The sequence below is a fragment of the Streptomyces sp. NPDC050856 genome (assembly GCF_040653855.1).
Lineage (GTDB): Bacteria > Actinomycetota > Actinomycetes > Streptomycetales > Streptomycetaceae > Streptomyces.
Genome location: NZ_JBFAGV010000024.1, coordinates 25,158 through 48,927, shown reverse-complemented (window position 1 = coordinate 48,927; position 23,770 = coordinate 25,158). Strand labels below are relative to the sequence as shown.

The 23,770-nt window shown below is 72.7% G+C and carries 26 protein-coding genes and 2 tRNA genes; 6 read left to right on the top strand and 22 right to left on the bottom strand.

Annotation, left to right across the window (positions count from 1 at the left end; all coding sequences use genetic code 11):
* Window positions 1–15 precede the first annotated feature (15 nt).
* The 11 genes from ruvB to pgsA all read right to left on the bottom strand — a co-directional run bounded on the left by ruvB (window position 16) and on the right by pgsA (window position 8,947).
* Window positions 16–1,143 carry a Holliday junction branch migration DNA helicase RuvB gene (ruvB, locus tag AB0H53_RS21070; protein WP_362115439.1) on the bottom strand — a complete coding sequence of 376 codons (1,128 nt, stop codon included), beginning with the start codon at window positions 1,141–1,143 and terminating at the stop codon, window positions 16–18.
* A 32-nt stretch (window positions 1,144–1,175) separates the two neighbouring features.
* Window positions 1,176–1,790 (bottom strand): Holliday junction branch migration protein RuvA, encoded by a 615-nt coding sequence (ruvA, locus tag AB0H53_RS21065; protein WP_362115315.1) that lies wholly within the window; start codon window positions 1,788–1,790, stop codon window positions 1,176–1,178.
* A complete protein-coding gene (ruvC, locus tag AB0H53_RS21060; protein WP_362115312.1) occupies window positions 1,787–2,320 on the bottom strand; it encodes a crossover junction endodeoxyribonuclease RuvC in 534 nt (177 codons plus the stop codon). Before ruvC ends, ruvA begins: the two co-directional genes overlap by 4 nt.
* Before the next feature lie 124 nt (window positions 2,321–2,444).
* On the bottom strand, window positions 2,445–3,197 hold the full coding sequence (locus AB0H53_RS21055) for a YebC/PmpR family DNA-binding transcriptional regulator (protein ID WP_362115309.1): 753 nt from the start codon (window positions 3,195–3,197) through the stop codon (window positions 2,445–2,447).
* Window positions 3,198–3,259: 62 nt separating this feature from the next.
* Entirely contained in the window at window positions 3,260–3,850 is a 591-nt protein-coding gene (gene pdxT, locus AB0H53_RS21050; protein WP_362115306.1) for a pyridoxal 5'-phosphate synthase glutaminase subunit PdxT, read from the bottom strand.
* Window positions 3,851–3,853: 3 nt separating this feature from the next.
* A complete protein-coding gene (gene pdxS, locus AB0H53_RS21045) occupies window positions 3,854–4,768 on the bottom strand; it encodes a pyridoxal 5'-phosphate synthase lyase subunit PdxS (RefSeq protein ID WP_362115303.1) in 915 nt (304 codons plus the stop codon).
* A gap of 114 nt (window positions 4,769–4,882) precedes the next feature.
* Window positions 4,883–5,431, bottom strand: coding sequence for a hypothetical protein (locus AB0H53_RS21040; RefSeq protein WP_362115300.1), 549 nt, complete (start codon window positions 5,429–5,431; stop codon window positions 4,883–4,885).
* 11 nt (window positions 5,432–5,442) lie between these two features.
* Window positions 5,443–6,156, bottom strand: coding sequence for an N-acyl homoserine lactonase family protein (locus tag AB0H53_RS21035; protein WP_362115297.1), 714 nt, complete (start codon window positions 6,154–6,156; stop codon window positions 5,443–5,445).
* A gap of 51 nt (window positions 6,157–6,207) precedes the next feature.
* Entirely contained in the window at window positions 6,208–7,380 is a 1,173-nt protein-coding gene (locus AB0H53_RS21030; RefSeq protein WP_362115294.1) for a glycosyltransferase family 4 protein, read from the bottom strand.
* On the bottom strand, window positions 7,377–8,288 hold the full coding sequence (locus AB0H53_RS21025; RefSeq protein WP_362115291.1) for a phosphatidylinositol mannoside acyltransferase: 912 nt from the start codon (window positions 8,286–8,288) through the stop codon (window positions 7,377–7,379). The genes AB0H53_RS21030 and AB0H53_RS21025 overlap by 4 nt, the downstream gene beginning before the upstream one ends.
* Window positions 8,285–8,947 (bottom strand): phosphatidylinositol phosphate synthase, encoded by a 663-nt coding sequence (gene pgsA / locus AB0H53_RS21020; RefSeq protein ID WP_362115288.1) that lies wholly within the window; start codon window positions 8,945–8,947, stop codon window positions 8,285–8,287. Before pgsA ends, AB0H53_RS21025 begins: the two co-directional genes overlap by 4 nt.
* A gap of 227 nt (window positions 8,948–9,174) precedes the next feature.
* Between pgsA and AB0H53_RS21015 the strand changes: the two genes are divergently transcribed.
* Both AB0H53_RS21015 and AB0H53_RS21010 read left to right on the top strand, forming a co-directional pair.
* Window positions 9,175–11,376, top strand: a complete 2,202-nt coding sequence (locus AB0H53_RS21015) for an elongation factor G-like protein EF-G2 (RefSeq protein WP_362115285.1) — start codon at window positions 9,175–9,177, stop codon at window positions 11,374–11,376.
* A gap of 207 nt (window positions 11,377–11,583) precedes the next feature.
* Entirely contained in the window at window positions 11,584–13,221 is a 1,638-nt protein-coding gene (locus AB0H53_RS21010; RefSeq protein WP_362115436.1) for a hypothetical protein, read from the top strand.
* Here AB0H53_RS21010 and AB0H53_RS21005 read toward each other — a convergent pair whose 3' ends face one another.
* The 4 genes from AB0H53_RS21005 to AB0H53_RS20990 form a co-directional block, all read right to left on the bottom strand.
* Window positions 13,222–13,788, bottom strand: coding sequence for an HIT domain-containing protein (locus AB0H53_RS21005; protein WP_362115282.1), 567 nt, complete (start codon window positions 13,786–13,788; stop codon window positions 13,222–13,224).
* A gap of 82 nt (window positions 13,789–13,870) precedes the next feature.
* Window positions 13,871–15,853, bottom strand: a complete 1,983-nt coding sequence (thrS, locus tag AB0H53_RS21000) for a threonine--tRNA ligase (RefSeq protein ID WP_362115279.1) — start codon at window positions 15,851–15,853, stop codon at window positions 13,871–13,873.
* Window positions 15,854–15,950: 97 nt separating this feature from the next.
* Entirely contained in the window at window positions 15,951–17,156 is a 1,206-nt protein-coding gene (locus AB0H53_RS20995; RefSeq protein ID WP_362115276.1) for a hypothetical protein, read from the bottom strand.
* A complete protein-coding gene (locus AB0H53_RS20990) occupies window positions 17,156–17,722 on the bottom strand; it encodes a DUF4365 domain-containing protein (RefSeq protein WP_362115273.1) in 567 nt (188 codons plus the stop codon). The genes AB0H53_RS20995 and AB0H53_RS20990 overlap by 1 nt, the downstream gene beginning before the upstream one ends.
* Window positions 17,723–17,892: 170 nt before the next feature.
* Here AB0H53_RS20990 and AB0H53_RS20985 point away from each other — a divergent pair, with 170 nt between their 5' ends.
* Window positions 17,893–18,618: a 3'-5' exonuclease gene (locus AB0H53_RS20985; protein WP_362115270.1), complete on the top strand. Its 726-nt coding sequence runs from the start codon at window positions 17,893–17,895 to the stop codon at window positions 18,616–18,618.
* Between the two features lie 136 nt (window positions 18,619–18,754).
* Here AB0H53_RS20985 and AB0H53_RS20980 read toward each other — a convergent pair.
* The 4 genes from AB0H53_RS20980 to AB0H53_RS20965 all read right to left on the bottom strand — a co-directional run bounded on the left by AB0H53_RS20980 (window position 18,755) and on the right by AB0H53_RS20965 (window position 20,026).
* Window positions 18,755–18,826, bottom strand: a tRNA-Val gene (locus AB0H53_RS20980).
* A 16-nt stretch (window positions 18,827–18,842) separates the two neighbouring features.
* On the bottom strand, window positions 18,843–19,316 hold the full coding sequence (locus tag AB0H53_RS20975; protein WP_362115267.1) for an SRPBCC family protein: 474 nt from the start codon (window positions 19,314–19,316) through the stop codon (window positions 18,843–18,845).
* Window positions 19,317–19,393: 77 nt separating this feature from the next.
* Window positions 19,394–19,468 (bottom strand) — tRNA-Val (locus tag AB0H53_RS20970).
* Window positions 19,469–19,555: 87 nt separating this feature from the next.
* Window positions 19,556–20,026 carry a TIGR02611 family protein gene (locus AB0H53_RS20965; RefSeq protein WP_362115264.1) on the bottom strand — a complete coding sequence of 157 codons (471 nt, stop codon included), beginning with the start codon at window positions 20,024–20,026 and terminating at the stop codon, window positions 19,556–19,558.
* Between the two features lie 190 nt (window positions 20,027–20,216).
* Here AB0H53_RS20965 and AB0H53_RS20960 point away from each other — a divergent pair, with 190 nt between their 5' ends.
* A complete protein-coding gene (locus AB0H53_RS20960) occupies window positions 20,217–20,630 on the top strand; it encodes an SsgA family sporulation/cell division regulator (protein ID WP_003959770.1) in 414 nt (137 codons plus the stop codon).
* 247 nt (window positions 20,631–20,877) lie between these two features.
* Window positions 20,878–21,438 (top strand): CGNR zinc finger domain-containing protein, encoded by a 561-nt coding sequence (locus AB0H53_RS20955; protein ID WP_362115261.1) that lies wholly within the window; start codon window positions 20,878–20,880, stop codon window positions 21,436–21,438.
* 20 nt (window positions 21,439–21,458) lie between these two features.
* Here the strand turns inward: AB0H53_RS20955 and AB0H53_RS20950 are convergent, their stop codons facing one another.
* The gene (locus AB0H53_RS20950; RefSeq protein WP_362115258.1) at window positions 21,459–21,611 is read right to left on the bottom strand and encodes a hypothetical protein; all 153 of its coding nucleotides are present in this window, start codon (window positions 21,609–21,611) and stop codon (window positions 21,459–21,461) included.
* 131 nt (window positions 21,612–21,742) lie between these two features.
* Entirely contained in the window at window positions 21,743–22,183 is a 441-nt protein-coding gene (locus AB0H53_RS20945) for a hypothetical protein (RefSeq protein ID WP_362115255.1), read from the bottom strand.
* A 171-nt stretch (window positions 22,184–22,354) separates the two neighbouring features.
* On the opposite strand from AB0H53_RS20945, the gene AB0H53_RS20940 reads away from it, so the two are divergent.
* Window positions 22,355–22,894, top strand: coding sequence for a DsbA family protein (locus AB0H53_RS20940; protein WP_362115252.1), 540 nt, complete (start codon window positions 22,355–22,357; stop codon window positions 22,892–22,894).
* Here AB0H53_RS20940 and AB0H53_RS20935 read toward each other — a convergent pair.
* Window positions 22,891–23,739 carry a GNAT family N-acetyltransferase gene (locus AB0H53_RS20935; RefSeq protein WP_362115249.1) on the bottom strand — a complete coding sequence of 283 codons (849 nt, stop codon included), beginning with the start codon at window positions 23,737–23,739 and terminating at the stop codon, window positions 22,891–22,893. The genes AB0H53_RS20940 and AB0H53_RS20935 overlap by 4 nt on opposite strands.
* Window positions 23,740–23,770 lie beyond the last annotated feature (31 nt).

Below are 23,770 nucleotides of genomic sequence, written 5' to 3'. Positions count from 1 at the left end.
CGACTGACCTCGCCGTCACGCCCCGAACAGGCCCTGTTGTCCGCTTCCCGGCCCCTGGGCCTGCGGCGGCACCAGACCGAGATGCGCCCACGCGGCGGGGGTCGCGACCCGCCCGCGGGGGGTCCGGGCCAGCAGTCCCTCCCGTACCAGGAACGGTTCGGCGACCTCCTCGACCGTCTCGCGTTCCTCTCCCACGGCCACGGCCAGGGTGGACACCCCGACCGGCCCGCCCCCGAAGAGCTTCAGCAGGGCCTGGAGCACGGCCCGGTCCAGCCGGTCCAGGCCCCGCTCGTCGACCTCGTACACCGCGAGCGCCGTGGCGGCGATGTCACGGGTGATCAGCCCGTCGGCCTTGACCTGGGCGTAGTCGCGGACGCGGCGCAGCAGGCGGTTGGCGATACGGGGCGTGCCGCGGGAGCGCCCGGCGATCTCGGTGGCCCCGTCGGGCTCGATGTCGACGTCGAGGAGCTGGGCGGAGCGGTGGACCACGCGCTCCAGCTCGGCCGGGGCGTAGAACTCCATGTGGGCGGTGAAGCCGAAACGGTCACGCAGCGGGGGCGGCAGGAGCCCGGCCCGGGTGGTGGCGCCGACCAGGGTGAAGGGCGGCAGCTCCAGCGGGATGGCGGTGGCGCCCGGCCCCTTGCCGACGATGACGTCGACCCGGAAGTCCTCCATGGCCATGTAGAGCATCTCCTCGGCGGGCCGGGACATGCGGTGGATCTCGTCGAGGAAGAGCACCTCCCCCTCCTGGAGGGAGGAGAGGATCGCGGCGAGGTCGCCGGCGTGCTGGATGGCGGGGCCGGAGGTGATCCGGATGGGGGCGCCCATCTCGGCCGCGATGATCATCGACAGGGTGGTCTTGCCGAGGCCGGGAGCGCCGGAGAGCAGGACGTGGTCGGCGGTGGCGCCGCGCGCCAGGGCCGCCTTGAGGACCAGGTCGAGCTGCTCGCGGACCCGCTCCTGGCCCACGAACTCGGCCAGCGACTTGGGGCGCAGGGCCGCCTCGACGGCCTGGTCCTCGCCGTCGGCGGACGCGCCGACGAGCCGCTCCGCCGCGTCGGCCGCGCCGCCGGGGCCCGTGCCGTCGGGGCCGTACCCGTCCGGCGGGGCCGGCGGCCGGCTGCTGGTGTCGTCCCAATCCATGAGGTCTGCCTCGCGGTCTGTCGTGTACATGATCAGCGGGTGCGGTTGAGCGTCTGGAGGGCCGCCTTGAGCAGCTGCCCGATCTGCGGCTCGCCGCCCGCCGCCTCGGCCCGCGGGGCGACCGCGGCGACCGCCTCCTCGGCCTCGCGGGTGGCGTACCCCAGGCCGATCAGGGCTGCGTGCAACTGGTCGCGCCAGGACGCGGGGGCGGCTTTGGCGCCCTGCCCGCCGATGTGCGCGCCGGCCGGCTCGCCGAGCCGGTCCTTGAGCTCCAGCAGCAGCTTCTGGGCGCCCTTCTTGCCGATGCCGGGGACGGCGGTGAGCGCCTTCTCGTCGCCGGAGGCCACCGCGGCGCGCAGCGCGTCCGGGCTGTGCACGGCGAGCATGGCCTGGGCCAGCCGCGGCCCCACCCCGCTGGCGGTCTGCAGCAGCTCGAATACCTGGCGCTCGTCGTCGTCGGCGAAGCCGTACAGCGTCAGTGAGTCCTCCCGGACCACCAGGGAGGTGGCCAGTCTGGCCTCCTGACCCACTCGCAGGCCGGACAGGGTGTTCGGTGCGCACTGGACGGCCATGCCGATGCCGCCCACCTCGATCACCGCGGTGGTCGGGGCGAGGGCGGCGACCGGGCCGGAGACGAAGGCGATCATGCGGTGCGGCCTTTCCTTGCTCGTTGGGCGGCGACCGCCTGCTGGAGGCGGTTCTGCGCGGGGGCGCGCCAGATGTGGCAGATGGCGAGGGCGAGGGCGTCGGCCGCGTCGGCGGGTCTGGGCGGGGCGTCGAGCCGCAGCAGCCGGGTGACCATGGCTCCCACCTGCGCCTTGTCCGCGCGGCCGCTGCCGGTGACGGCGGCCTTGACCTCGCTGGGCGTGTGCAGGGCGACGGGGATGCCCCGCCGGGAGGCGCACAGGATGGCGACCGCGCTGGCCTGGGCGGTGCCCATCACCGTACGCACGTTGTGCTGGCTGAACACCCGTTCCACGGCGACCAGTTCGGGCCGGTGGGCGTCCAGCCACTCCTCGATGCCGCGCTCGATGGCGACGAGCCGGTGGCCGGTCTCCGCCTCCGCGGGCGTGCGGACCACACCCACGCCGAGCATGGCGAGCGGGCGGCCCGCGACGCCTTCGACCACGCCGACGCCGCACCGGGTCAGCCCTGGGTCCACCCCGAGAACGCGCACGCTGCCCCTCCCTGGCCCGACTTCGTTCATGTGTTTGTGCAGGCTATCGGCAGGCACTGACAACGGCCGACAACGCGGCGGGCCGACGGGGGATGTTCCCGTCGGCCCGCCGTGGGTGCGTGGGTCAGGCGTCGACCTTCGCCATGACGTCGTCGGAGATGTCGAAGTTGGCGAAGACGTTCTGCACGTCGTCGCTGTCCTCCAGGGCGTCGATCAGCTTGAAGATCTTGCGCGCGCCCTCCTCGTCCAGCTCGACCTGCATGGTCGGGACGAAGTTGGCGTCGGCCGAGTCGTAGTCGATGCCGGCCTCCTGGAGCGCGGTACGGACCGCGACCAGGTCGGTGGCCTCGCTGAGCACCTCGAAGGTCTCACCGAGGTCGTTGACCTCCTCGGCCCCCGCGTCCAGGACGGCGCCCAGGACGTCGTCCTCGGTCAGCTCGCCCTTGGGGACGATCACCACGCCCTTGCGGTTGAACAGGTAGGACACCGAGCCCGGGTCCGCCATGGATCCGCCGTTGCGGGTCATCGCCACCCGTACGTCGGAGGCGGCGCGGTTGCGGTTGTCGGTCAGGCACTCGATGAGCACCGCGACACCGTTCGGGCCGTACCCCTCGTACATGATCGTCTCGTAGTCGGCGCCACCGGCCTCCAGGCCGGCGCCGCGCTTGACGGCGGAGTCGATGTTCTTGTTCGGTACTGAGCTCTTCTTGGCCTTCTGGATGGCGTCGAAGAGGGTCGGGTTGCCGTCCGGGTCGGCGCCGCCGGTGCGGGCCGCGACCTCGATGTTCTTGATCAGCTTCGCGAAGAGCTTGCCGCGCTTGGCGTCGATCACGGCCTTCTTGTGCTTCGTCGTAGCCCATTTAGAGTGGCCGGACATCTGCCTGTCTCCTTCGCGTAACCAATTTCTGGACGAACCCCAGAGATCCTACCGGGATCGCGTCAGCGCGCCGCCCGCACCATCTCGACGAACAGGGCGTGCACCCGGTGGTCGCCGGTCAGTTCCGGGTGGAAGGAGGTGGCCAGGGCGTTGCCCTGCCGTACGGCGACGATGTGACCGCCGTGCTCGGCCACGACCTCGGCGCGGGCGCCGACCGACTCGACCCACGGGGCGCGGATGAAGACGCCCTCGACGGGGCCGCCCTCGACGCCGGCGACCTCGACGGCCGCCTCGAAGGACTCGTTCTGCCGCCCGAAGGCGTTGCGGCGCACGATCATGTCGATGCCGCCGAAGGTCTCCTGGCCCGAGCGCGGGTCGAGGATCTTGTCGGCGAGCATGATCAGGCCGGCACAGGTGCCGTAGACGGGCAGGCCGGCGCCGATGCGCTCACGCAGGGGCTCCAGCAGGCCGAACAGCGCGGCCAGTTTGGAGATGGTGGTGGACTCGCCGCCGGGGACGACCAGGCCGTCCACCTCGTCGAGTTCCTCGGGACGCCTCACCGGCCTGGCCACGGCGTCCGCCGCGGCCAGGGCGATCAGGTGCTCCCGTACATCGCCCTGGAGGGCCAGGACGCCGATGACCGGAGTGCTCATGTGTTACCAGCCGCGGTTGGCGTAGCGCTCGGCCTCGGGCAGCGTGTCGCAGTTGATGCCGACCATGGCCTCGCCCAGGTTGCGGGAGGCGTCCGCGATGATCTTCGGGTCGTCGTAGAAGGTGGTGGCCTTCACGATGGCGGCGGCGCGCTTGGCCGGGTCGCCCGACTTGAAGATGCCGGAGCCCACGAAGACGCCCTCGGCGCCGAGCTGGCGCATCAGCGCGGCGTCGGCCGGGGTGGCCACACCGCCGGCGGAGAAGAGCACGACCGGCAGCTTGCCGAGCTCGGACACCTCCTTGACCAGCTCGTAGGGGGCGCGAAGCTCCTTGGCGGCGGCGTACAGCTCGTTGTTGTCGAAGCCGCGCAGCTTGGCGATCTCGTTCTTGATCTGGCGCAGGTGGCGGACGGCCTCGACGACGTTGCCGGTACCGGCCTCGCCCTTGGAGCGGATCATGGCCGCGCCCTCGGCGATACGGCGCAGGGCCTCGCCCAGGTTGGTGGCACCGCAGACGAAGGGGGTGGTGAAGGCCCACTTGTCGGAGTGGTTGACCTCGTCGGCCGGGGTGAGGACCTCGGACTCGTCGATGTAGTCGACACCCAGCGACTGCAGGACCTGGGCCTCGACGAAGTGGCCGATGCGGGACTTGGCCATGACCGGGATGGAGACCGCTTCGATGATCTCCTCGATCATGTTCGGGTCGGACATCCGGGCCACGCCGCCGTCCTTGCGGATGTCGGCGGGGACCCGCTCCAGGGCCATGACGGCGACGGCGCCGGCGTCCTCGGCGATCTTCGCCTGCTCGGCGTTGACCACGTCCATGATCACGCCGCCCTTGAGCTGCTCGGCCATGCCGCGCTTCACACGGGCGGTGCCGGTCTCGGGGGTCTGGGGGGTGGTGGGAAGCGTGCTGGACACGGAGGGAACCTCACTCGGGAAGAACGGGGTGGTGACGACTCTCCCGAGGAAACCCGGACCGGGGGGCCACAGCAAGGGCCAATGGTGAGGCGGTGGCTCGTTCTGGTGGAACGATCAGCCACTGCCGGGGCGGTCGGCCAGGGCCACCGGTGGCTCGTCGTCCATCTCGAAGGCCATCGGGAACGGGGCGTGGCCCGCCAGCCGGAACCAGCGCACCGTGCGGTGCCTGCGCAGGGCGCGCGCCGCCCGTACCGCGTCGTTGTGGAAGCGGCGGGCCATGGGCACCCTGCGGACCGCGGCCGCCAACTCCCCGGCCGCCTCCTCGCCGCCCGGTGCCTCGCCCACCGCCTCCATCTGCTCCGGCTCGCCGAACACCGCCCGCAGCGCCTGGCTCAGCTCGCTCTCCGCGACCTCCCGATGTTCCTCGTCGGCCTGCCGGGCGGCGTGCGCGGCCTCGTAGAGCACGATCGACGCGGCCGGGTCGAGCACCCCCGAGGTCGCCAGCTCCTGGGCGACCGAGGCCCGGCGGAGCAGTTGGGCGTCCAGCGCGGCACGGGCGGCGTCGATCCGGGCGTGCAGCCGGTCGAGCCGCCCGGCGGTCCAGCTCAGGTACAGGCCGATGGCGAACAGGGCTACGGCGATCCAGATGAGGGTTGCGGTCACGGGCGGCAAGGCTACCGGGGCACCGGCATGCGCCCTTCCCACACCGAGCGGTCATGGGCGAACAGCACCCGGTGCGGGCCGAAGGCCGCCAGCCGGTCCAGCCACGGGCGGTACGGGGCCGGTGGTGGGCCCACCGTGCCGAGTGCGGCGCGGCGGGCCATCTCGGCGGAGGCGAAGTGGGAGGCGAAGTCGTACGCCTGCCCGGCCAGCACCACCGTCCCCTGGCGCCCGGAGACCACCAGCGACTGGTGCCCCGCCGTGTGCCCGGGCGTCGGCACGACACGCACCCCCGGCCAGACCTCCGCCTCGCCGTCGGCCTCCTCGTACCGCGCGCCGGGGAAGTCCACCAGGGCCTCGATGGTGTACCCGCCCGCCCGGGCGGCGGCCAGTTCGGCGCGCTGCACGAAGACCGGGCGGCCGGGGAGGAGGGGGTTGCCGCCGCAGTGGTCGAAGTGCAGGTGGCAGTTGACCACGACGTCGATGTCGCCGAGGCCCAGGCCCTGGGCGGCGAGCGCGGCGGCGAGGTCGTTGCGCCGGGGCCGGTAGTGCGCGTCGGCGTCGGGGGAGCCGGTGCCGACGCCGCTGTCGAAGAGCAGGACGCCGGCGTCGTGGCGTACCAGGTACGCCAGCACCGGCTCCACCCGCGGGTGCTCCCCACCCGCCTCGGCGGCGGGCCGGACGAAGTGGCCGAGGTCGAGCCTGCGTATCTCCCAGTGGTGTCCCATGGGGGTCATGCTGCCCCCGGAGCGCCGCCCGGGGGCAGGTTCCGGCCGGTCTCAGGGGCGCTCCTGGTCCCGAGCCAGCCCCCACCGCGCGCGCAGGCCGAGCCGCTCGTCCGTGGCGACCGACGCCGCCCCGTCCGTGACCGTCTCGTACACCGCGAGGATGTCCGCGCCGACCGTCGACCAGTCGAAGCGGCGGACGTGCGCACTGCCCCGTTCGTGGAGTTCCTGGCGCCGGTCGGGGTCGCCGAGCAGCCGGATCGCGGCCGAGGCCAGCGCGTCGGCGTCCTCGTTGGCGAACAGCTCCCCCGCCGCGCCCTGGTCCAGCACCTGGGCGAACGCGTCCAGGTCGCTGGCCAGCACCGGAGCGCCCGCCGACAGGGCCTCGACCAGGATGATGCCGAAACTCTCGCCGCCGGTGTTGGGCGCCACGTACAGGTCGACGCTGCGCAGCAGCCGCGCCTTGTCCTCGTCGCTGACCATGCCGAGGAACTCCACCCTCCGCCGCATGTCGACGGGCAGCGAGGCGACGGCCTCCTCCTCGTCGCCGCGCCCGGCCACCAGCAGCCGGGTGCGCGGCCGGGCCGCGAGGATCGCGGGCAGCGCCTTCATCAGCACCGGCAGGCCCTTGCGGGGCTCGTCGATCCGGCCGATGAAGCCCAGGGTGTCGCCCTGCCACTCCGGTCTGGGGTCGGCCTTGGCGAAGAAGTCCACGTCGACGCCGTTGGGGATGACCACGGCGTCGCCCCCCAGGTGCTCCACCAGTGTCCGGCGGGCGTACTCGCTCACCGCGATCCGCGCGCTGATCTTCTCCAGCGCGGGCTGGAGGATCGGGTACGCGGCGATCATGGCGCGGGAGCGCGGGTTGGACGTGTGGAACGTCGCCACGATCGGCCCCTGCGCCGCCCAGCACGACAGCAGGCCCAGCGAGGGGGAGGCCGGCTCGTGGATGTGGATCACGTCGAACGTGCCGTCGTGCAGCCAGCGCCGCACCCGGGCCGCCGAGAGGAACCCGAAGTTGAGCCGGGCCACCGAGCCGTTGTAGGGCACGGGCACCGCGCGCCCCGCCGACACCACGTACGGCGGCAGCGGCGTCTCGTCGTCGGCCGGTGCCAGCACCGACACCCCGTGCCCCAGCCGGATCAGGTGCTCGGCCAGGTCGCGGATGTGGAACTGGACGCCGCCCGGCACGTCCCAGGAGTACGGGCAGACGATGCCGATCCTCACCGCTTCACCCGGTTCTCGTCGAGGTCCGCCGTCCACAGCCGCTGGAGCATGTGCCAGTCCTCCGGGTGGTCGGCGATACCGCTCGCGAAGGCGTCGGCCAGGGCCTGGGTCATCACGGCCGACTTCTCCGCCCGGGTGCCCGTCGCGGGCACCTCGACGGGCGGGTACACCTGCCCGGCCATCGTCGCCGGGCCGTCGTACCAGAGCGTCGCCGGAAGCAGCAGCGCCCCGGTCTGCTGCGCCAGCATCGCCGGGCCGGCCGGCATCCGTGCCGTCTCGCCGAAGAACGTCACCTCGACGCCCGAGGCGGACAGGTCCCGGTCGGCGACCAGGCACACCAGGCCGCCGGCCCGCAGCCGGCGCGCCAGGGTCCCGAAGGCCGCGCCGCCGGTGTGCGGCAGCACCTCCATGCCCAGGGACTCGCGGTAGGCGACGAACCGGTCGAACAGCGTCTCCGGTTTGAGCCGCTCGGCCACCGTCGTGAACGGCACGCCCATGGCGCGGGTCAGGAAGACGCCCGCCAGGTCCCAGTTGGCCAAGTGCGGCAGGGCCAGGATCACGCCCTTGCCGGCGGCCAGCCCGTCGGTCAGCCGGTGCAGGTCCTTGACCTCGACGGACTGCCTCACACGCTGCGCGCTCCACGCGGGCAGCCGGAAGGACTCCATCCAATACCGCAGGTACGAGCGCATGCCGGCCCGCGACAGCTCCGCCAACCGCTCGGGCGTGGCGTCCGGCAGCACCCGGGCCAGATTGGCCTCCAGCCGCAGCACGCCGGTACCGCGCCGGCGCCACGTGGTGTCCGCGATACGCCGGCCCAGCGCCACCGCGACCGGCTCGGGCAGCTTCTTGACGGTGCTCCAGCCGAGCCCGTACAGCCCGTCCGTCACCCGGTCCCTGAGCGTGCTCATGAGGTGGCCCCGCTTCCCCTGGGGCCGGTCGCGTCCGCCTCGGCCGACTCGCGGCGGACGGTCACCACGCGCTGCCCCAGCGTGACCGCGCTGCCGACCGCGACGATCCACAGCGCGATCGGCAGCAGGACCTGGACGCCCGGCACACCGAATCCGTGCAGTCCGGCCAGACCCGCCGCGACCAGCGAGATCACCAGCCGCTCGGCCCGCTCCACCAGCCCGTTCACCGCCACCGGCAGCCCGATCGACTCGCCGCGCGCCTTGGTGTACGACACGACCTGCCCGCTCGTCAGGCAGAAGATCGCCACGGCGCACAGCACGTTGTCGTCGCCGCTGCCCGCGTACCACAGCGCGAAGCCTCCGAAGACGGCTCCGTCGGCGACCCGGTCCAGCGTCGAGTCCAGGAAGGCGCCCCAGCGGCTGGAGATGCCCGCCTGCCGGGCCATGTTGCCGTCGACGAGGTCGGAGAAGACGAAGAGCGTGATGACGATGGTGCCCCAGAAGAACTCCCCCCTGGGGAAGAAGACCAGCGCACCCGCCACCACACCGGCCGTGCCGATCAGGGTGACGGCGTCGGGGCTCACTCCGCGGCGGAGCAGAAACGCGGCGAACGGTGTGAGGACACGCGTGAAAAACGCACGCGCGTACTTGTTCAGCATGGCCTTCCCGAGGGGTCGGTGGGCCGCGCGGCCCCAACGGCCACCGGCTGGCCCATCGTAGCCAGGACGCCGGCACGGCAGCGCCGGCACCCGCCCTCCCCTCGCGGTGTCGGACGTATGGACGCAACCTGGCCTGAGTGGAAAGCTCGGAAGACCAACGCGGGCATCACCGGAGCCACCGCGCGCTCCCCCACCTCACCGAGCATTCGCGACCGGGAGGACGAGTCATGGGCGACAAGGCGAACACACACCCCGGGGCCGCCGGCAGGGCGGTAACGGCCGACCAGCCCGCATCGATACGGAACGTGGTGCTGGTCGGCCACAGCGGCTCCGGCAAGACGACCCTGGTGGAGGCCCTCGCACTGACCGCCGGAGCGGTCAACCGGGCCGGCCGGGTCGAGGACGGCGGCACCGTCTCGGACTACGACGAGATCGAGCACCGCCAGCAGCGCTCCGTACAGCTCTCCCTGGTCCCCCTCGAATGGGACGGCCACAAGATCAATCTGCTGGACACCCCCGGATACGCCGACTTCGTCGGGGAGCTCCGGGCCGGCCTGCGCGCCGCCGACGCGGCGCTCTTCGTCGTCTCGGCCGCCCAGGAGGCCGACGCGGTCGTCGGCTCGACCCGCGCGGTGTGGGAGGAGTGCGCGGCCGTCGGCATGCCCCGCGCCATCGTCATCACCCACCTCGACACCGCCCGCACCGACTACGACGAACTGACCCGGCTGTGCGGCCGCGTCTTCGGCGGGGACGACCCCGACGCCGTGCTCCCGCTCTACGTGCCGGTCCTGGGCCCCCAGACACCCGACGGCCACGCGCCCGCCACCGGGCTGGTCGGACTGCTCACCCGCAAGGTCTTCGACTACTCCTCCGGCCGGCGGACGGAGAACCCCCCGGACGACGCCCAGCTTCCGCTCATCGACACGGCGCGCGACCGGTTGATCGAGGGGATCATCGCCGAGAGCGAGGACGAGACCCTCATGGACCGCTACCTCGGCGGTGAGGAGATCGACCTCAAGACCCTCGTCGAGGACCTGGAGAAGGCCGTCGCCCGGGGTACCTTCCACCCGGTCCTCGCCGCCGCGGCCGCCGCCCCCGGCGCGAGCCAGGGACTCGGCACGGTGGAACTGCTGGACCTGATCACCCGTGGCTTCCCCAGCCCCCCGGAGCACGAGCTCCCCGCCGTCACCACCCCCGACGGCCGCCCCCGCCCGCCGCTGACCTGCGACCCGGACGGACCGCTGGTCGCGGAGGTGGTCAAGACCTCCTCCGACCCGTACGTCGGCCGGATCTCCCTGGTACGGGTCTTCTCCGGCACCCTGCGCCCCGACCAGACCGTCCACGTCTCCGGGCACGGGCTCGCCGACCGGGGCCACGAGGACCACGACGTGGACGAGCGCGTCGGAGCCCTGACCGCGCCCTTCGGCAAGCAGCAGCGCCAGCTGAACCACTGCGTCGCCGGTGACATCGCCTGCGTCGCCAAGCTGAACCGCGCGGAGACCGGCGACACCCTCTCCGCCAAGGACGACCCGCTGCTGGTGGAGCCCTGGGCGATGCCGGACCCGCTGCTGCCGCTGGCCGTCCAGGCGCACAGCAAGGCCGACGAGGACAAGCTGTCGCAGGGGCTGGCACGCCTGGTCGCCGAGGACCCCACCATGCGGCTGGAACAGAACCAGGACACCCACCAGGTCGTCCTGTGGTGCATGGGCGAGGCCCATATGGACGTGGCGCTGGAACGGCTGCGCAGCCGCTACGGCGTCCAGGTCGACGTCGTACCGCACAAGGTGTCCCTGCGGGAGACGTTCGCCGGCCGGGCGACCGGACGCGGCCGCCATGTGAAGCAGTCCGGCGGGCACGGCCAGTACGCGATCTGCGAGATCGAGGTCGAGCCGCTGCCGCCCGGCTCGGGCGTCGAGTTCGTCGACAAGGTGGTGGGGGGCGCGGTACCGCGCCAGTTCATCCCCTCCGTGGAGAAGGGCGTACGGTCCCAGGCCGCACGCGGCGTGGCCGCCGGCCACCCCCTGGTCGACGTGCGGGTCACGCTCGTGGACGGCAAGGCCCACTCGGTGGACTCCTCCGACGCCGCCTTCCAGACCGCCGGCGCGCTGGCGCTGCGCGAGGCGGCGGCGGACACCAGGATCAGCCTGCTGGAGCCGGTCGCCGAGGTGCGGGTCCTGGTGCCGGACGAGTACGTCGGCCCGGTGATGAGCGACATGTCCGGGCGGCGTGGCCGCGTCGTGGGGACCGAACAGGCCGGTCCGGGCCGCACACTGGTACGGGCCGAGGTGCCGGAGATCGAGATCGGCCGGTACGCGATCGACCTGCGCTCCATCTCGCACGGAACCGGCCGGTTCGACCGCGACTACGCCCGCCACGAGCCGATGCCCCCACAGATCGCCGAGAGGATCCGCGAACGCGTGGGCGCCTGACCGGCGTTGACCTGCCGCCCGTCCAACTCCCCCGGGGCGGGCGGCACTCCGTTGTCCACGGCCCGCGGCATCCACTGACGCGCGGCGCGCCACCCCGATACTCTGTAGTGCCCAGCTCACCAGGTGTGCGCACCACAGTGATGGGGAAGAGCCGCAGAGCGGGGAGATGCGGCAGCGGTACAGGCGGCGATGGGGGCGGCAGTGACCATGGACAGTTTCGGCCCCGGGGCTCAGGTCCCGCTCCAGGGCTCGGCCGGACAGACGGTGGCGACGCACGCGCTCGCCTCCGCCGCGTACCGCGACGGCCCCGTCGAGGAGATCCTCAAGGCGAACAACGAGCGGCACGAATCCACGGTGAAGAAGGGGAAGTTCAGCCTCTTCGAGCCCAACCTCGGGGAGGCGTTCTCCCGGGCCGTGCAGGTGCGCATGCTGGGCGGCGCCCGCAAACCGCTGATCCAGTCCTTCGGCACCGAGCCGCAGACCATCGTCGAGCACTGCCTGGCCGCCACCCGCATCCGCAAGCAGCGCGACAAGCTGCTGACCCTGGTGACGCTGGTCTTCGGGGTGGTCTTCCTGCCCGGACTGCTGATCTGGCTCGCCGTGTTCCAGCTGCGCCGCAGCCTCGCCGGCGCCGCCAACAAGCGGGCCGGCGCCCTGGGTTCCGCGCTGCTCCTGGCCGTCGGCGTCCTCGCCGTGATCTTCCTGCTGAAGCTGCCGTTCACCGGCCTCCTGGCGCTCTACCTGCGGGTGATGGTCGTCGCGCCCGTCGCGGGGTGGTTCCTCGCCAAGCGGATCTGCGAAACCACCGCCAGGGATCTGCGCGCCCGGTGGGAAGGCCTGCTCAGCGGCGGCGGCGTCGGCCCGAAGATCCCCGAGGCCGTTCCGCACGACCCCAACGAGACCGCCGCCGAGGAACTGCGCCAGTCCCTGGAGAAGCTCAGCGCCGAACAGCGCTCCAACGTCGTCTTCTACGCGGGCCCCAAGGGCATACTCGGCATGGGCACCCGCTGGGGCGGCTGGCACCTCGCCGAGGAGCTCGTCCCCCGCGAGGGCAAGGAGATCCACGCCTTCCGCACCTGGGACGTCATCAGGCCCATCCACGACCAGCTGAAACTGCTGGAGCGCGGCACGCTCAAGACCGGCTTCCCCACCCCGTCGGTCAACCACTGGATCGTCGTCCCGGTCGGCGAGGGGGCCAAGGAGGTCGCCCGCCCCGACGGCGAGGACGTCGTGGCCTACCAGGTGAAGCCGCACGAGATACAGCGCGTGTGCAACGAGAACCAGTTCGGCAAGGGCAACCGCCACTACCTGGGCGTCCAGTTCGTCCTCTGGGACGGTCAGCTGGTGCTCACCATGATGGTCACCGTCACCGCGCTGCTGCACACGCTGCGCATCGAGGTCACCGGCCATGCCCTGGGCCCGGTCCACCCGCTGTTCACCACCAAGCCGGAGCCCAAGAAGAAGGAGGTCTCCAAGACCGTCCGGTTCTGGGAGACCAAGGAGATCATGCTCCCGCTGGTGGAGACGAACGAAGTGGTCCGGCTGGCCGTCCGCGCGCCCCTGACCTGGTTCCCGCCGGTCCTGGACTTCCTGGGCGGCAAGCTGGTCCTGCCCGAGCCGTTCGGCCTGCGGCACGCCTGGGCCGACCAGCCCTGGCGCCACCGCTTCATGGCCGACGACGCCATCCGCGCCGCGACCCCGGTGATGCGGGCGGTCCACACCGCGACCATCAAGATGCTCGAGGAGCACGGCGTGGACACCGAGCGCTTCAGCAACCGGTCCATGGTGCTGAGCGGCTTCGTCCAGGACCCGATGCCGAAGAAGGCGGACGTCTACGACGCGTGATCAGCCGGTCGCCCCGGGCCACGCCCCGGCGAGCATCCTGCGGGTGTCGGCGAGGAGCTGTGGCAGGACCTTGGTGTGGCCGATGGCGGGCATGAAGTTGGTGTCGCCGCCCCACCGCGGCACGACGTGCTGGTGGAGGTGGGCGGCGATACCGGCGCCGGCGACGCTGCCCTGGTTCATCCCGAGGTTGAACCCGTGCGCCCCGGACGCGGCCCGCAGCGCGGTCATGGCCTGCTTGGTCAGCCGCGCGAGCTCGGCGGTCTCGGCCTCGTCCAGCTCGGTGTAGTCGGCCACGTGCCGGAAGGGGACGACCATCAGGTGTCCACCCGTGTACGGATAGAGGTTGAGCACGGCGTAGACCTTGTCGCCGCGGGCGACGATCAGCCCGTCCTCGTCCGACTTCGAGGGGATGGCGCAGAACGGACAGCCGTCGTCGGCCCCCGGGCCGGTGGGCTTGTTCTCGCCCTGGATGTACGCCATCCGGTGGGGCGTCCACAGGCGCTGGAACGCGTCAGGCGTCCCGACTCCGATCTGCTGCTCCGGCTCAGTCGTCATGTCGGCCAGCATATTCGCTGGGGGTGACGTCGATACGGCGAGGGGCGGCCCCGGCCGGGACCGCCCCTCGCCCCCCGCTCACGCGGGGATCACCTCACGCCTGTTCGCGGCGCTCCACCACCTCAACGAGCTTCGCCAGCGCCTGGTCACGAGGAATGCCGTTCTCCTGTGATCCGTCGCGGTACCGGAACGACACCGTACCGGCGTTCATGTCGTCGTCACCGACGATGATCATGAACGGGACCTTCTGCTTCTGGGCGTTCCTGATCTTCTTCTGCATACGGTCGGAGGAGGCGTCCACCTCGACCCGCAGGCCCTTGGCCTTCGCCTCGGCGGCGAAGTCCCGCAGGTACCCGACGTGGGCGTCGCCCACCGGGATGCCCAGCGCCTGCACCGGGGCCAGCCACGCCGGGAACGCGCCCGCGTAGTGCTCCAGCAGCACCGCGAAGAACCGCTCGATGCTGCCGAACAGCGCGCGGTGGATCATCACCGGCTGCTGCTTGGTGCCGTCGGCCGCGGTGTACTCCAGGCCGAACCGCTTGGGCTGCTGGAAGTCGACCTGGATCGTCGACATCTGCCAGGACCGGCCGATGGCGTCCCGGACCTGCACGGAGATCTTCGGCCCGTAGTAGGCCGCGCCGCCCGGGTCGGGCACCAGCGGCAGCCCCTGCTTCTCGGCGGCCAGCCGGAGGGCCTCGGTGGCCTCCTCCCACTCCGCGTCCTCGCCGATGAACTTGTCCGACTCGGGGTCCCGGGTGGACAGCTCCAGCTCGAACTGGTTCAGGCCGTAGTCCCGCAGCAGGTCGAGGACGAAGGTGAGCAGCGAGTCGAGCTCGTCCGCCATCTGCTCCCGGGTGCAGTAGATGTGGGAGTCGTCCTGGGTGAAGCCGCGGGAGCGGGTCAGCCCGTGCACCACGCCCGACTTCTCGTACCGGTAGACGGTGCCGAACTCGAACATCCGCAGGGGCAGCTCACGGTACGACCGCCCGCGCGCCTTGAAGATCAGGTTGTGCATCGGGCAGTTCATCGCCTTGAGGCGGTAGTTCTGCTCGTCGAACTCCAGGGGCGGGAACATCCCGTCGGCGTAGTTCGGCAGGTGGCCCGAGGTCTCGAAGAGCTTCTCCTTCGAGATGTGCGGGGTGTTGACGAACTCGTACCCGGACTCCTCGTGCCGGCGCCGCGAGTACTGCTCCATCTCCTTGCGGATGACCCCGCCCTTGGGGTGGAAGACCGCGAGGCCGGGGCCCAGCTCGTCCGGGAAGGAGAACAGGTCCAGCTCGGCACCGAGCTTGCGGTGGTCGCGCTTCTCGGCCTCGGCCAGGAAGTCCAGGTACGCCTTCAGCTCGTCCTTGGACGGCCAGGCGGTGCCGTAGATCCGCTGGAGCTGGGGGTTCTTCTCGCTGCCCCGCCAGTACGCGGCGGCCGAGCGCATCAGCTTGAACGCGGGGACGGCGCGGGTGGTGGGCAGGTGCGGGCCGCGGCAGAGGTCCTTCCAGCACAGCTCGCCGGTCTTGGCGTCGAGGTTGTCGTAGATGGTCAGCTCGCCGCCGCCCACCTCGGCGTCCGCGCCCTCGGCGGCGTTGGCCGCGTTGCCCTTGAGGCCGATGAGCTCCAGTTTGTACGGCTCGTCCGCCAGCTCCTGACGGGCGTCCTCGTCGGTGGTGACCCGGCGCGAGAACCGCTGCCCCCGCTTCTGGATCTCCTGCATCTTCTTCTCGATGCGCTTGAGGTCCTCGGGGGTGAAGGGCTCGGCCACGTCGAAGTCGTAGTAGAAGCCGTCCCGGATGGGCGGGCCGATGCCCAGCTTGGCCTCGGGGAAGAGCTCCTGCACGGCCTGCGCCATGATGTGGGCGGTGGAGTGGCGCAGGATGGCGAGGCCGTCGTCGGAGGAGATCTCGACCGGCTCGACGATCTGGCCGTCCTCGATCCCGTACGCGAGGTCCTTCAGCTCCCCCGCGATGCGCGCGGCCACGACGGTGCGCTCGCCGGCGAAGAGATCGGCGGCCGTAGTGCCCGTCGTCACCACGCGCTCTTCCCGCTCGGAATCGCGTTGGATGATCACACGGACGTCTGACACCGGTCTCTCCTGACTGAAGGGGAAGCGCCGCGTACGTATCGCACGGCACGACGGAATCGTACCGAGCCGCCGCCCCCGGCCGCGAAACGGTTGTTCCTCAGTCCGCCCGGTCGCCGAATCCCGGTGGCTCGCGCAGCGACTTCATCAGCCGGTCCCGTTCCGCCTCGTCCACCCGCACCGGGACGACGTCACAGGCGTCCGTCAGCCGGCGGAAGCCGCCCCGGCTCTCCAGCCGGCCCGCCACCCGGACGGGCAGCCCGGCCAGGTGGGCCTGGCCGGCCGTGCGGTAGGCCACCTCGTCCAGGGCCACCCGGACGTGCGGCACCTCGGCCCCGGCGAGCACCCGCAGGCGCACGGTCCCGGGGCCGCGCGGCCCCTGCCGGCGCATCCGGACGACCGTGCCGGTGAGCAGCACCGGAACCGACGGCTCGTCCCGGAGGTAGCGGGCGCCCGCCGCCCGCAGCGCCGGCAGGTCGCCCGGTGAGAACTCCACGGGTTCCGGCCGTGCCGCGCACCCCGCGGGCACTCCGGCGGCGGGCGCCCATTCCAGGGCGATCCCCGCGCCTTCCGCGCCGCGGACCAGCGCGATGAGCGCCTCGGTCAGCTCACGGCTCACGCCGGCCCGGACCGCGGCCCCGAAGGCCTCCGTCCTGCCGGTGGCCCGCTGGTAGTCGACGGCGTCCCGGGCCGCGTACAGGGCGTGGTGGAGCGCTACGGTCAGGGCGCGGCCCGGGTCCACCGGGACGAAGGCGGTGAGCCCCCGACCGGCGGGGGCGGTCGCCACGAGGACCCCGTCCAGGGCGGCCCGGGCCTTCCGGCGGTGGCGTGTGCCGTGGTAGCCGGCCCGCCCGTGGACCGCGAGGGCGCCGGCCAGGAGCACCTGGCGGGCGGCGGCGCGCAACTGTTCCTGGACGGGCCACGGAACGGTTCCGCCGGGGCCGGCGGGGGCCTCCTGCCACCAGCGGATCTCGTCGCTGGGCACGGTGAGGCCGGCGAGCACCTCGCGGGCGGAGGGCGTGGCGCAGCGGGCGAGCGCGGTGAGGGCCTCGCCGATCAGGTCGTCGCAGTCCGGGAAGGAGCGGCTCTCGGGCACCAGCAGGCTGGCGGCGCCCGTGCCGGGGCCGGGCGGGGTCCAGCGGGCGTAGCGTCCGGCGGCGCCGCCGCGGCGGCGCCAGCCGTGCCGGTCCAGCAGGGCGCCCAGCACCAGCGGGTCGACCCGGCCGGGGTCGGGCACCCCGTCGAAGGCCGTCGGGGGGTGGCCGGCCGGGAGGGGCCGGGCGGTGTCGTCGGTCGGCCATGGCATCAGGGGCTTCCTCCCGCGCCGACCCGGGTCATGATCTCGCACAGTGCCCGGTCGTCGAATATCCGTGTCGTGGGGACGCGTACGGTGGTGCAGCGCCGGCCGGTCACGGCGTGGCCGGCGAGGTTGGTCCAGTAGCAGCAGTGCCGCAGGTCCAGGCGGTCGTGGCCGGCGCGCAGCCATTCGTCGCGGGCCCTGGGCACCAGCATCACGACCAGGATCTTGTGCACCGAGACGGGAGTGCGGGCGAGCTTCACCAGGTGGTCGTTGTCGAGGGTGAAGGAGAACGCGGGGCCCGGCGGGCGGGGCGGGATCTGGTACGTGCTCTTGAGCTGGATTTTGATGGTGACTTCGTCGTCGACCGTGTGCCCGGGGGCGCTGTGGCTGACGTGCCAGTCGATGCCGTTGTCGGGAAAGGGCTGGGACAGCGAGCAGCCGGCGGCGGCCGCGACGGCGTGCAGGTAGCCCACTTGCAGGGTCTCCATGCACGCGGTGGTGGCGAGTGCGCCCCGCAGCGGTGTGACCCGCCGGGGCAGCAGCCCGCCGGGTTCGGGCTGCGCGAGCGCCATGGCTCCTCACGCCTTCCGGGCGTCGTGTGGTGAGTGGGGGCGACGGGGCGTCAGTCGGCCTGCCCGTCACTTGTGTTGTCGCCGGGTTGCGTACGGCGCAAACAGCCCGGGTATCACCGATTCGGGCAGGGCATCACGCCATCTGCCCGGCTGGTGCGAGGAGTTCGGGGATGACGCTCTGGTACGAAGGCCCCCTGGCCGCGTTCGACACGGAGACGACCGGTGTCGATGTCGAGGAGGACCGGATCGTTTCGGCCGCCGTGGTGGTGCAGGACGCGGCGGGCGGACGGGTGCGGGTGACGCGCTGGCTGGTCAATCCGGGCATACCGGTACCGGCCGGTGCCACCGACGTGCACGGCCTGACGGACGATCACCTCCAGCGCAACGGCCGGTGGCCGGCGCCGGTGATGGAGGAGATAGGCCGGGTCCTGGCCGAGCAGTGCGCGGCCGGGCGGCCGCTGGTGGTGATGAACGCGCCGTTCGATCTGACGCTGCTGGACCGGGAGTTGCGCCGGCACCGGGCTTCGTCGCTGTCGCGGTACCTGCGCAACGCGCCGCTGTGCGTGCTGGACCCGCGGGTGCTGGACAAGCACCTGGACCGCTACCGCAAGGGCCGTCGGACCCTGACGGACCTGTGCGAGCAGTACGGGGTGGCGCTGGAGGGCGCGCACGACGCGGCCGCGGACGCGCTGGCGGCGCTGGACGTCGTACGGGCGGTGGGGCGGCGGTACGCCGCCCGCCTGGACCACCTGTCGCCGGCCGAGTTGCACACCGCGCAGGCGGTGTGGCACGCGGCGCAGGCGCGGGGCCTGCAGGCGTGGTTCGCGCGCAACGGGTCACCGGAGGCGGTGGATCCGGCCTGGCCGCTGCGGCCCGAGCTGCCGGCGGCGGCCTGAGGAGCGCGGCGCCCCACGGGCTCAGCCGGCGCGGGCGGCGCGGGCGGCGCGGGCGGCGCGGGCGGCGCGGGCGGCGCGGGCGGCGCGGGGGCAACGCAGAAGGCCGACCCGTGTGACACGGATCGGCCTTTCCCGGTGGGCGATACTGGGTTCGAACCAGTGACCTCTTCGGTGTGAACGAAGCGCTCTCCCACTGAGCTAATCGCCCGGGAACGCACTGAACCTTACAGGTCCCGGCGCCCTGTGTTCAAACCGCCCGCCAGCCCGGCGGCCAGGCCGCGGCGTCCGGCGCGCATCATCAGCCGGTGGTTGACCAGGAAGGCGGGCCGGCCCGGTACGGCCAGGCGCCGCATGAGGGGCCGGCGCACCTCCACCTCCTGCTCGTAGAGCGCTCGGGCGCCGCCGGTCCCGTGCCCGGTGACGGTCCAGCGGGCCCACCCGCGCAAGTCGCCGTCCAGGGTGGTCTCCAGCACCCGGGCGGCCGGGTCGCGGCGCCGCTCGGCGAGCGTGACGACGATGTCGTACGGGAGGACGGATCGGATGCGGACGACACCGGTGCGCTCGTCGAGGAGGACGGTCCGGCGCACCTGGGGCCACCAGCGGGGGTACTCCTCGGGCCGCGCCAGGACCGCGTAGACGGTGTCCGGCGGGGCGGGCAGGTCCCAGACGCTGCGGAAGCGGTAGTGGTTCCAGTTCATGGCCCCAGTCTGCGGGCAGGGACGCCGAAGGCCCCGGAGAGGGGTCTCTCCGGGGCCTTCGGTCCGGCTGATCCGGGTGGTGGGCGATACTGGGTTCGAACCAGTGACCTCTTCGGTGTGAACGAAGCGCTCTCCCACTGAGCTAATCGCCCGGGCGCACCGCAAACATTACCGCATGTCCGGGGCACCCCCGGCCGGGGGCGGCCCGAGGGCGCCCCGGCCGTTTCCCGGGCCGTGGATCACTCCTCGATGTTCCAGGGCAGCGCCAGCCCGAACCGGTAGAGGTAGTAGCCGGCCAGGGCGGCGACGATCACCAGACCGGTCGTGGTCAGGACGATGTTGCGCCGCCGCACCTTGGGATCGAGCGCCCGCTGCGCCGCCGCGGTGACCTTCCGCTTCGTCCAGCGCAGCACCAGCTGGGCCCAGACGAACTCGGTCGCCCAGATCGCCATGCCGCCGAAGATCACGACCCAGCCCGGTCCGGGCAGCACCAGCATGGACACCCCGGCGGCCACCACGGCCAGACCGACGACGAAGACCCCCACCTGCCAGCTGAGGTGGAGCGTCCGCCGTGCCTTGATGAAGTCGGGCGCCCGCGATCCCAGCGCCGGCTCGGCCGCTGCCGCCGAGCTCCCCGTCACGTCCCCCGTCGCGGGCGCACCGGCCGCCTTCTCGGCGACCCTGCCCCGCTCGTCACTCTCCGCATTCATGAGGCCCAACCTACCGGACGTCGGCGGGGTACCGGAATGGCCCTATAAGCACCGGTTGCATACCGCCATACGAGCTACCTCAAGGCCCACAAAACAGACAGAGGGGTTTACAACGGCACCGTAGGTGGCATGTCGATTTCGCCGACGTGCGAATCCCCGAGCGCACACTGAGCGAAAGGCCCTGGCGCTTATGAACACCACGGTCAGCTGCGAGCTGCACCTGCGCCTCGTTGTGTCGAGCGAGTCCTCACTGCCTGTACCGGCGGGCCTGCGGTATGACACGGCCGATCCCTACGCCGTGCACGCCACCTTCCACACCGGAGCCGAGGAGACGGTCGAGTGGGTCTTCGCCCGCGACCTTCTCGCGGAGGGGCTCCACCGACCCACCGGAACCGGCGACGTCAGAGTCTGGCCGTCCCGCAGCCACGGCCAGGGCGTCGTCTGCATCGCCCTGAGCTCCCCCGAGGGCGAAGCCCTGCTCGAGGCCCCGGCGCGGGCCCTGGAGTCGTTCCTGAAGCGGACCGACGCCGCGGTGCCGCCCGGCACCGAGCACCGGCACTTCGATCTCGACACGGAGCTCTCCCACATCCTGGCCGAAAGCTGAGCCAGGCAGAGAGCCGCACGGCGCCGTCCGACTCGGGGCGACGGCGCCGCGCGGATGACACATGGCCATCCACCGGCGCGGCCACCTGTGGCGCCCGCCCGCGCCGTCACCGCGACAAGCCGTCGCGCTGGCGGCGCGGGGGCGTTTTCGGCCCCGTTCCGGCGCGCTCGGGGCGCCTGGCACGGAAGCGGCTAGAGTCAGCGCAATTCGGCGGGCACCGGCCCGCAGCCTGCCAGGGAGCGAATTCGTGCTGATCCCCCACGACACCCGGATCGCCCTCGACACCGTCGTCGACCTGATGAACACCGCCCCCGAGGGCGGCCGGGGCGAGGAGCTCGGCGACATCGCGTCGCTGTACGCGTTCGTACGGAGCCACAGCCTCAGCGGCGTGGACGAGCTCGGCGAAGCGGATCTGCGGGCGGTCCGGGAGGTGCGGAACCGGTTCACCGAAGTGTTCTCGGCCACCGACGCCCGCACCGCGGCGGAGCTGATCAACCAGCTGGTGGCCGCCGCGGGCACCACGCCGCAGCTGACCGACCACGACGGCTACGACTGGCACGTGCACTACTTCGCGCCCGGCGCTTCGGTCGCCGACCACCTGGCAGCCGACTGCGGGATGGCGCTGGCCTTCATCGTGGTGGCGGGCGAACAGGAGCGGCTGCGCCGGTGCGAGGCGCCGGACTGCGGGCGGGCCTTCGTGGACCTGTCCCGCAACCGCTCGCGCCGCTACTGCGACAGCCGTACCTGCGGTAACCGACTGCACGTCGCGGCGTACCGGGCACGCCGCAAGGAGGCGGCGGCCCGCTGAGGTAGCGGCCCCGACCGGCCCTACAGCAGGAAGAGGTCGTGCACGGCGGCCATCAGCAGCAGGAAGCCGATCACCGCGAGGAAGATCATCAAGGGCGGCTGGGAGAGCGCGAACAGACATCCGCGCGGCTCCTGGGCGGGGGCGGGTGGTTCATCCCGCGAGGCATCGAGCATGTCGGGGTGATGATGGCGCAGCGCGCCGCCCGCCGAGCGCCCAACGCGATTTCTCCGGGGGGCGGTTCACCCCTTCCCGTGGTCCCTGCCGCGTGTCCCGCCGGGGCCGGGGGCAAAGGCGGTATCGGACGTCAGATGCCGTGCTTCTTGAGGATGGCCTCGATGTCGCTGAAGTCGTCGCCGGACGCGGCCCGCTCCGGCCCGGCGCCGCTGCCGGCACGGCCGCCGGCGCGGTCGGCGGCGGCCGGACCGCTGCCCCCGCCGGTGGCCGTCGCGGTGCGCGGCTCCCGCCCCGCCCCGTCCCCGGCCCGGCCGCCCCGGCGCCGCTCGACGGCCCGGGTGAGCGCGAAGAGCAGCCACGCCGCGCCGAGCAGCCCGAACCCGGCCCAGGCCACCGGGCTGAACGCGGTGCGCGCCAGCCATTCCACGGCCCCCGTCAGCACCAGTCCGAGCGGGACGAGCGCGTACGCGGCGAGGCGGCCCGCGGTGAGGAACCGCCGCCGGTACGCCGTGATGGCCGCGATGCCCAGCCCGGCCGCGGACACCGCTGAACAGATCGTCTCGGCAAGCATCCGGTCCTCCAGGCACACGGGGCGGTACGTCCCTTCCATCCTGCACCGGACAGGGGTGCGGCGGCCATGGTGCCGGCCCGCCGCGGGGACATCTCCGGGGACGTCTCCGGGTCGGGATCCCGCCCGGGTCCCCGGTTGGGCCGGCCGCGCCGCGGCTGGGAGACTGCTGGCATGAACGACCCCACGACCGACCGCACCACCGGCCCCGCGACCGGCACCCCCCTCGTCCTCGATGTCTGGTGCGAGCTGCAGTGCTCCGACTGCCACGCCGCCCTGGCGGACCTGCGCGCGTTGCGCGCCCGCTACGAGGACCGCCTGGAGGTGCGGCTGCGGCACTTCCCGCTGGAGAAGCACCGGCACGCCTACGCCGCCGCCCAGGCCGCCGAGGAGGCCGTGGCGCAGGGCAAGGGCTGGCCGTACGCCGAGGCCGTGCTCGCCAGGACCGAGGAGCTGGCGTCCCGGGGTGAGCCCGTCCTGCTGGAGGTGGCGGCGGAACTGGGCCTTGACGCCGAGGAGTTCGACACGGCGCTGATCGACGGCCGGCACCTGCTGATCGTCGACGCGGACCAGGCCGAGGGCAGGGCGATCGGCGTCACCGGCACGCCCACGTACGTGATCGGCGGGGAACGGCTGGACGGCGGCACCAGCCAGGAGGGCCTGCGCGGGCGGATCGAGGAGATCGCCGACCGGCTGCTGGCCGCCCGCCCCTAGAGCAGCCGCTTGTAGGCGTCGACCCGGGTCGTCGCGTAGCCGAGCGACTCGTACAGCCGCAGCGCCGGGGCGTTGTCCGCGAAGACGTGCAGCGCCACCGCGCGCTCACCGCGCTCCAGGGCGATCCGTTCGGCGAACCGCATCAGCGCGCGTCCGTACCCCCGGCCGCGCCGGCCCTCGACGACCTCGATGTCGAAGACGTACCGGCCCGTGGCGTCGGGGGTGTCGTGGTGGCGTCCGGTCCACAGGTGGCCGACGACCGCGCCGTCGTGTTCGGCGAGGTGGAAGGTGGCGCCCTCGGTGACCGGGCCGTCGGGGAGGTTCTCCCGGCGGCCGGCCTCCGCCCGGGACCTGGCCTGGGCCTCGGACGCGCCCCGGTCGGCCCAGCCGCGGGCGTACGCCGCCAGGGACCTCGCGGACCAGACGTCGAACTCCGCCCCGGTCATGGGCCGGAAGGTCACACCCGGAGGCGGGGCCGGGCGCCCGGCGGAAGCGGGGTCGAGCCGCTTGGCCATGGCGCGGCCCCGCTCGGTGTAGCCGAGGGCGGTGGCCATGCGCAGCGCGACCCCGGCGCCGGCGGGGACGGCGATCAGGACCTGGTCGCAGCCCCAGCCCCGCAGCACCTCCTCGGCGGCGAGGACGGCCACGGTGCCGCGCCCGCGCCCCCGGTCGGGCTCGTCGACGCGCAGCGAGCGGATCACCCCCGCCGTCGGCCCGAACCCGGGGTCCGTCGCCAGGTCGATCCGGCCGACGGGGCGGCTGTTGACGCAGATGTCGTACGCGCGCGAGCGGCTGCCGTCCGTGGTCTGCTGAAGCGGCCCGGCCGGCCGCAGGGTGGTGGTCATCACCGGTGTTCTACCCACCGCGCGACCGGGG

Bases quoted from the DNA above. Each gene is read 5' to 3' on its own strand.
- AB0H53_RS20940 (WP_362115252.1), top strand. From the start codon at position 22,355: ATGAACGACCCCACGACCGACCGCACCACCGGCCCCGCGACCGGCACC.
- AB0H53_RS20995 (WP_362115276.1), bottom strand. From the start codon at position 17,156: ATGCCATGGCCGACCGACGACACCGCCCGGCCCCTCCCGGCCGGCCAC.
- pdxT (WP_362115306.1), bottom strand. From the start codon at position 3,850: ATGAGCACTCCGGTCATCGGCGTCCTGGCCCTCCAGGGCGATGTACGG.
- AB0H53_RS20960 (WP_003959770.1), top strand. From the start codon at position 20,217: ATGAACACCACGGTCAGCTGCGAGCTGCACCTGCGCCTCGTTGTGTCG.
- pgsA (WP_362115288.1), bottom strand. From the start codon at position 8,947: ATGCTGAACAAGTACGCGCGTGCGTTTTTCACGCGTGTCCTCACACCG.
- AB0H53_RS20950 (WP_362115258.1), bottom strand. From the start codon at position 21,611: ATGCTCGATGCCTCGCGGGATGAACCACCCGCCCCCGCCCAGGAGCCG.
- AB0H53_RS21055 (WP_362115309.1), bottom strand. From the start codon at position 3,197: ATGTCCGGCCACTCTAAATGGGCTACGACGAAGCACAAGAAGGCCGTG.
- ruvA (WP_362115315.1), bottom strand. From the start codon at position 1,790: ATGATCGCCTTCGTCTCCGGCCCGGTCGCCGCCCTCGCCCCGACCACC.
- AB0H53_RS20985 (WP_362115270.1), top strand. From the start codon at position 17,893: ATGACGCTCTGGTACGAAGGCCCCCTGGCCGCGTTCGACACGGAGACG.
- AB0H53_RS20990 (WP_362115273.1), bottom strand. From the start codon at position 17,722: ATGGCGCTCGCGCAGCCCGAACCCGGCGGGCTGCTGCCCCGGCGGGTC.
- AB0H53_RS20945 (WP_362115255.1), bottom strand. From the start codon at position 22,183: ATGCTTGCCGAGACGATCTGTTCAGCGGTGTCCGCGGCCGGGCTGGGC.
- AB0H53_RS21010 (WP_362115436.1), top strand. From the start codon at position 11,584: ATGGACAGTTTCGGCCCCGGGGCTCAGGTCCCGCTCCAGGGCTCGGCC.
- AB0H53_RS21015 (WP_362115285.1), top strand. From the start codon at position 9,175: ATGGGCGACAAGGCGAACACACACCCCGGGGCCGCCGGCAGGGCGGTA.
- AB0H53_RS20975 (WP_362115267.1), bottom strand. From the start codon at position 19,316: ATGAACTGGAACCACTACCGCTTCCGCAGCGTCTGGGACCTGCCCGCC.
- AB0H53_RS21005 (WP_362115282.1), bottom strand. From the start codon at position 13,788: ATGCTGGCCGACATGACGACTGAGCCGGAGCAGCAGATCGGAGTCGGG.
- AB0H53_RS20965 (WP_362115264.1), bottom strand. From the start codon at position 20,026: ATGAATGCGGAGAGTGACGAGCGGGGCAGGGTCGCCGAGAAGGCGGCC.
- ruvB (WP_362115439.1), bottom strand. From the start codon at position 1,143: ATGGATTGGGACGACACCAGCAGCCGGCCGCCGGCCCCGCCGGACGGG.
- AB0H53_RS20935 (WP_362115249.1), bottom strand. From the start codon at position 23,739: ATGACCACCACCCTGCGGCCGGCCGGGCCGCTTCAGCAGACCACGGAC.
- AB0H53_RS21025 (WP_362115291.1), bottom strand. From the start codon at position 8,288: ATGAGCACGCTCAGGGACCGGGTGACGGACGGGCTGTACGGGCTCGGC.
- AB0H53_RS21035 (WP_362115297.1), bottom strand. From the start codon at position 6,156: ATGGGACACCACTGGGAGATACGCAGGCTCGACCTCGGCCACTTCGTC.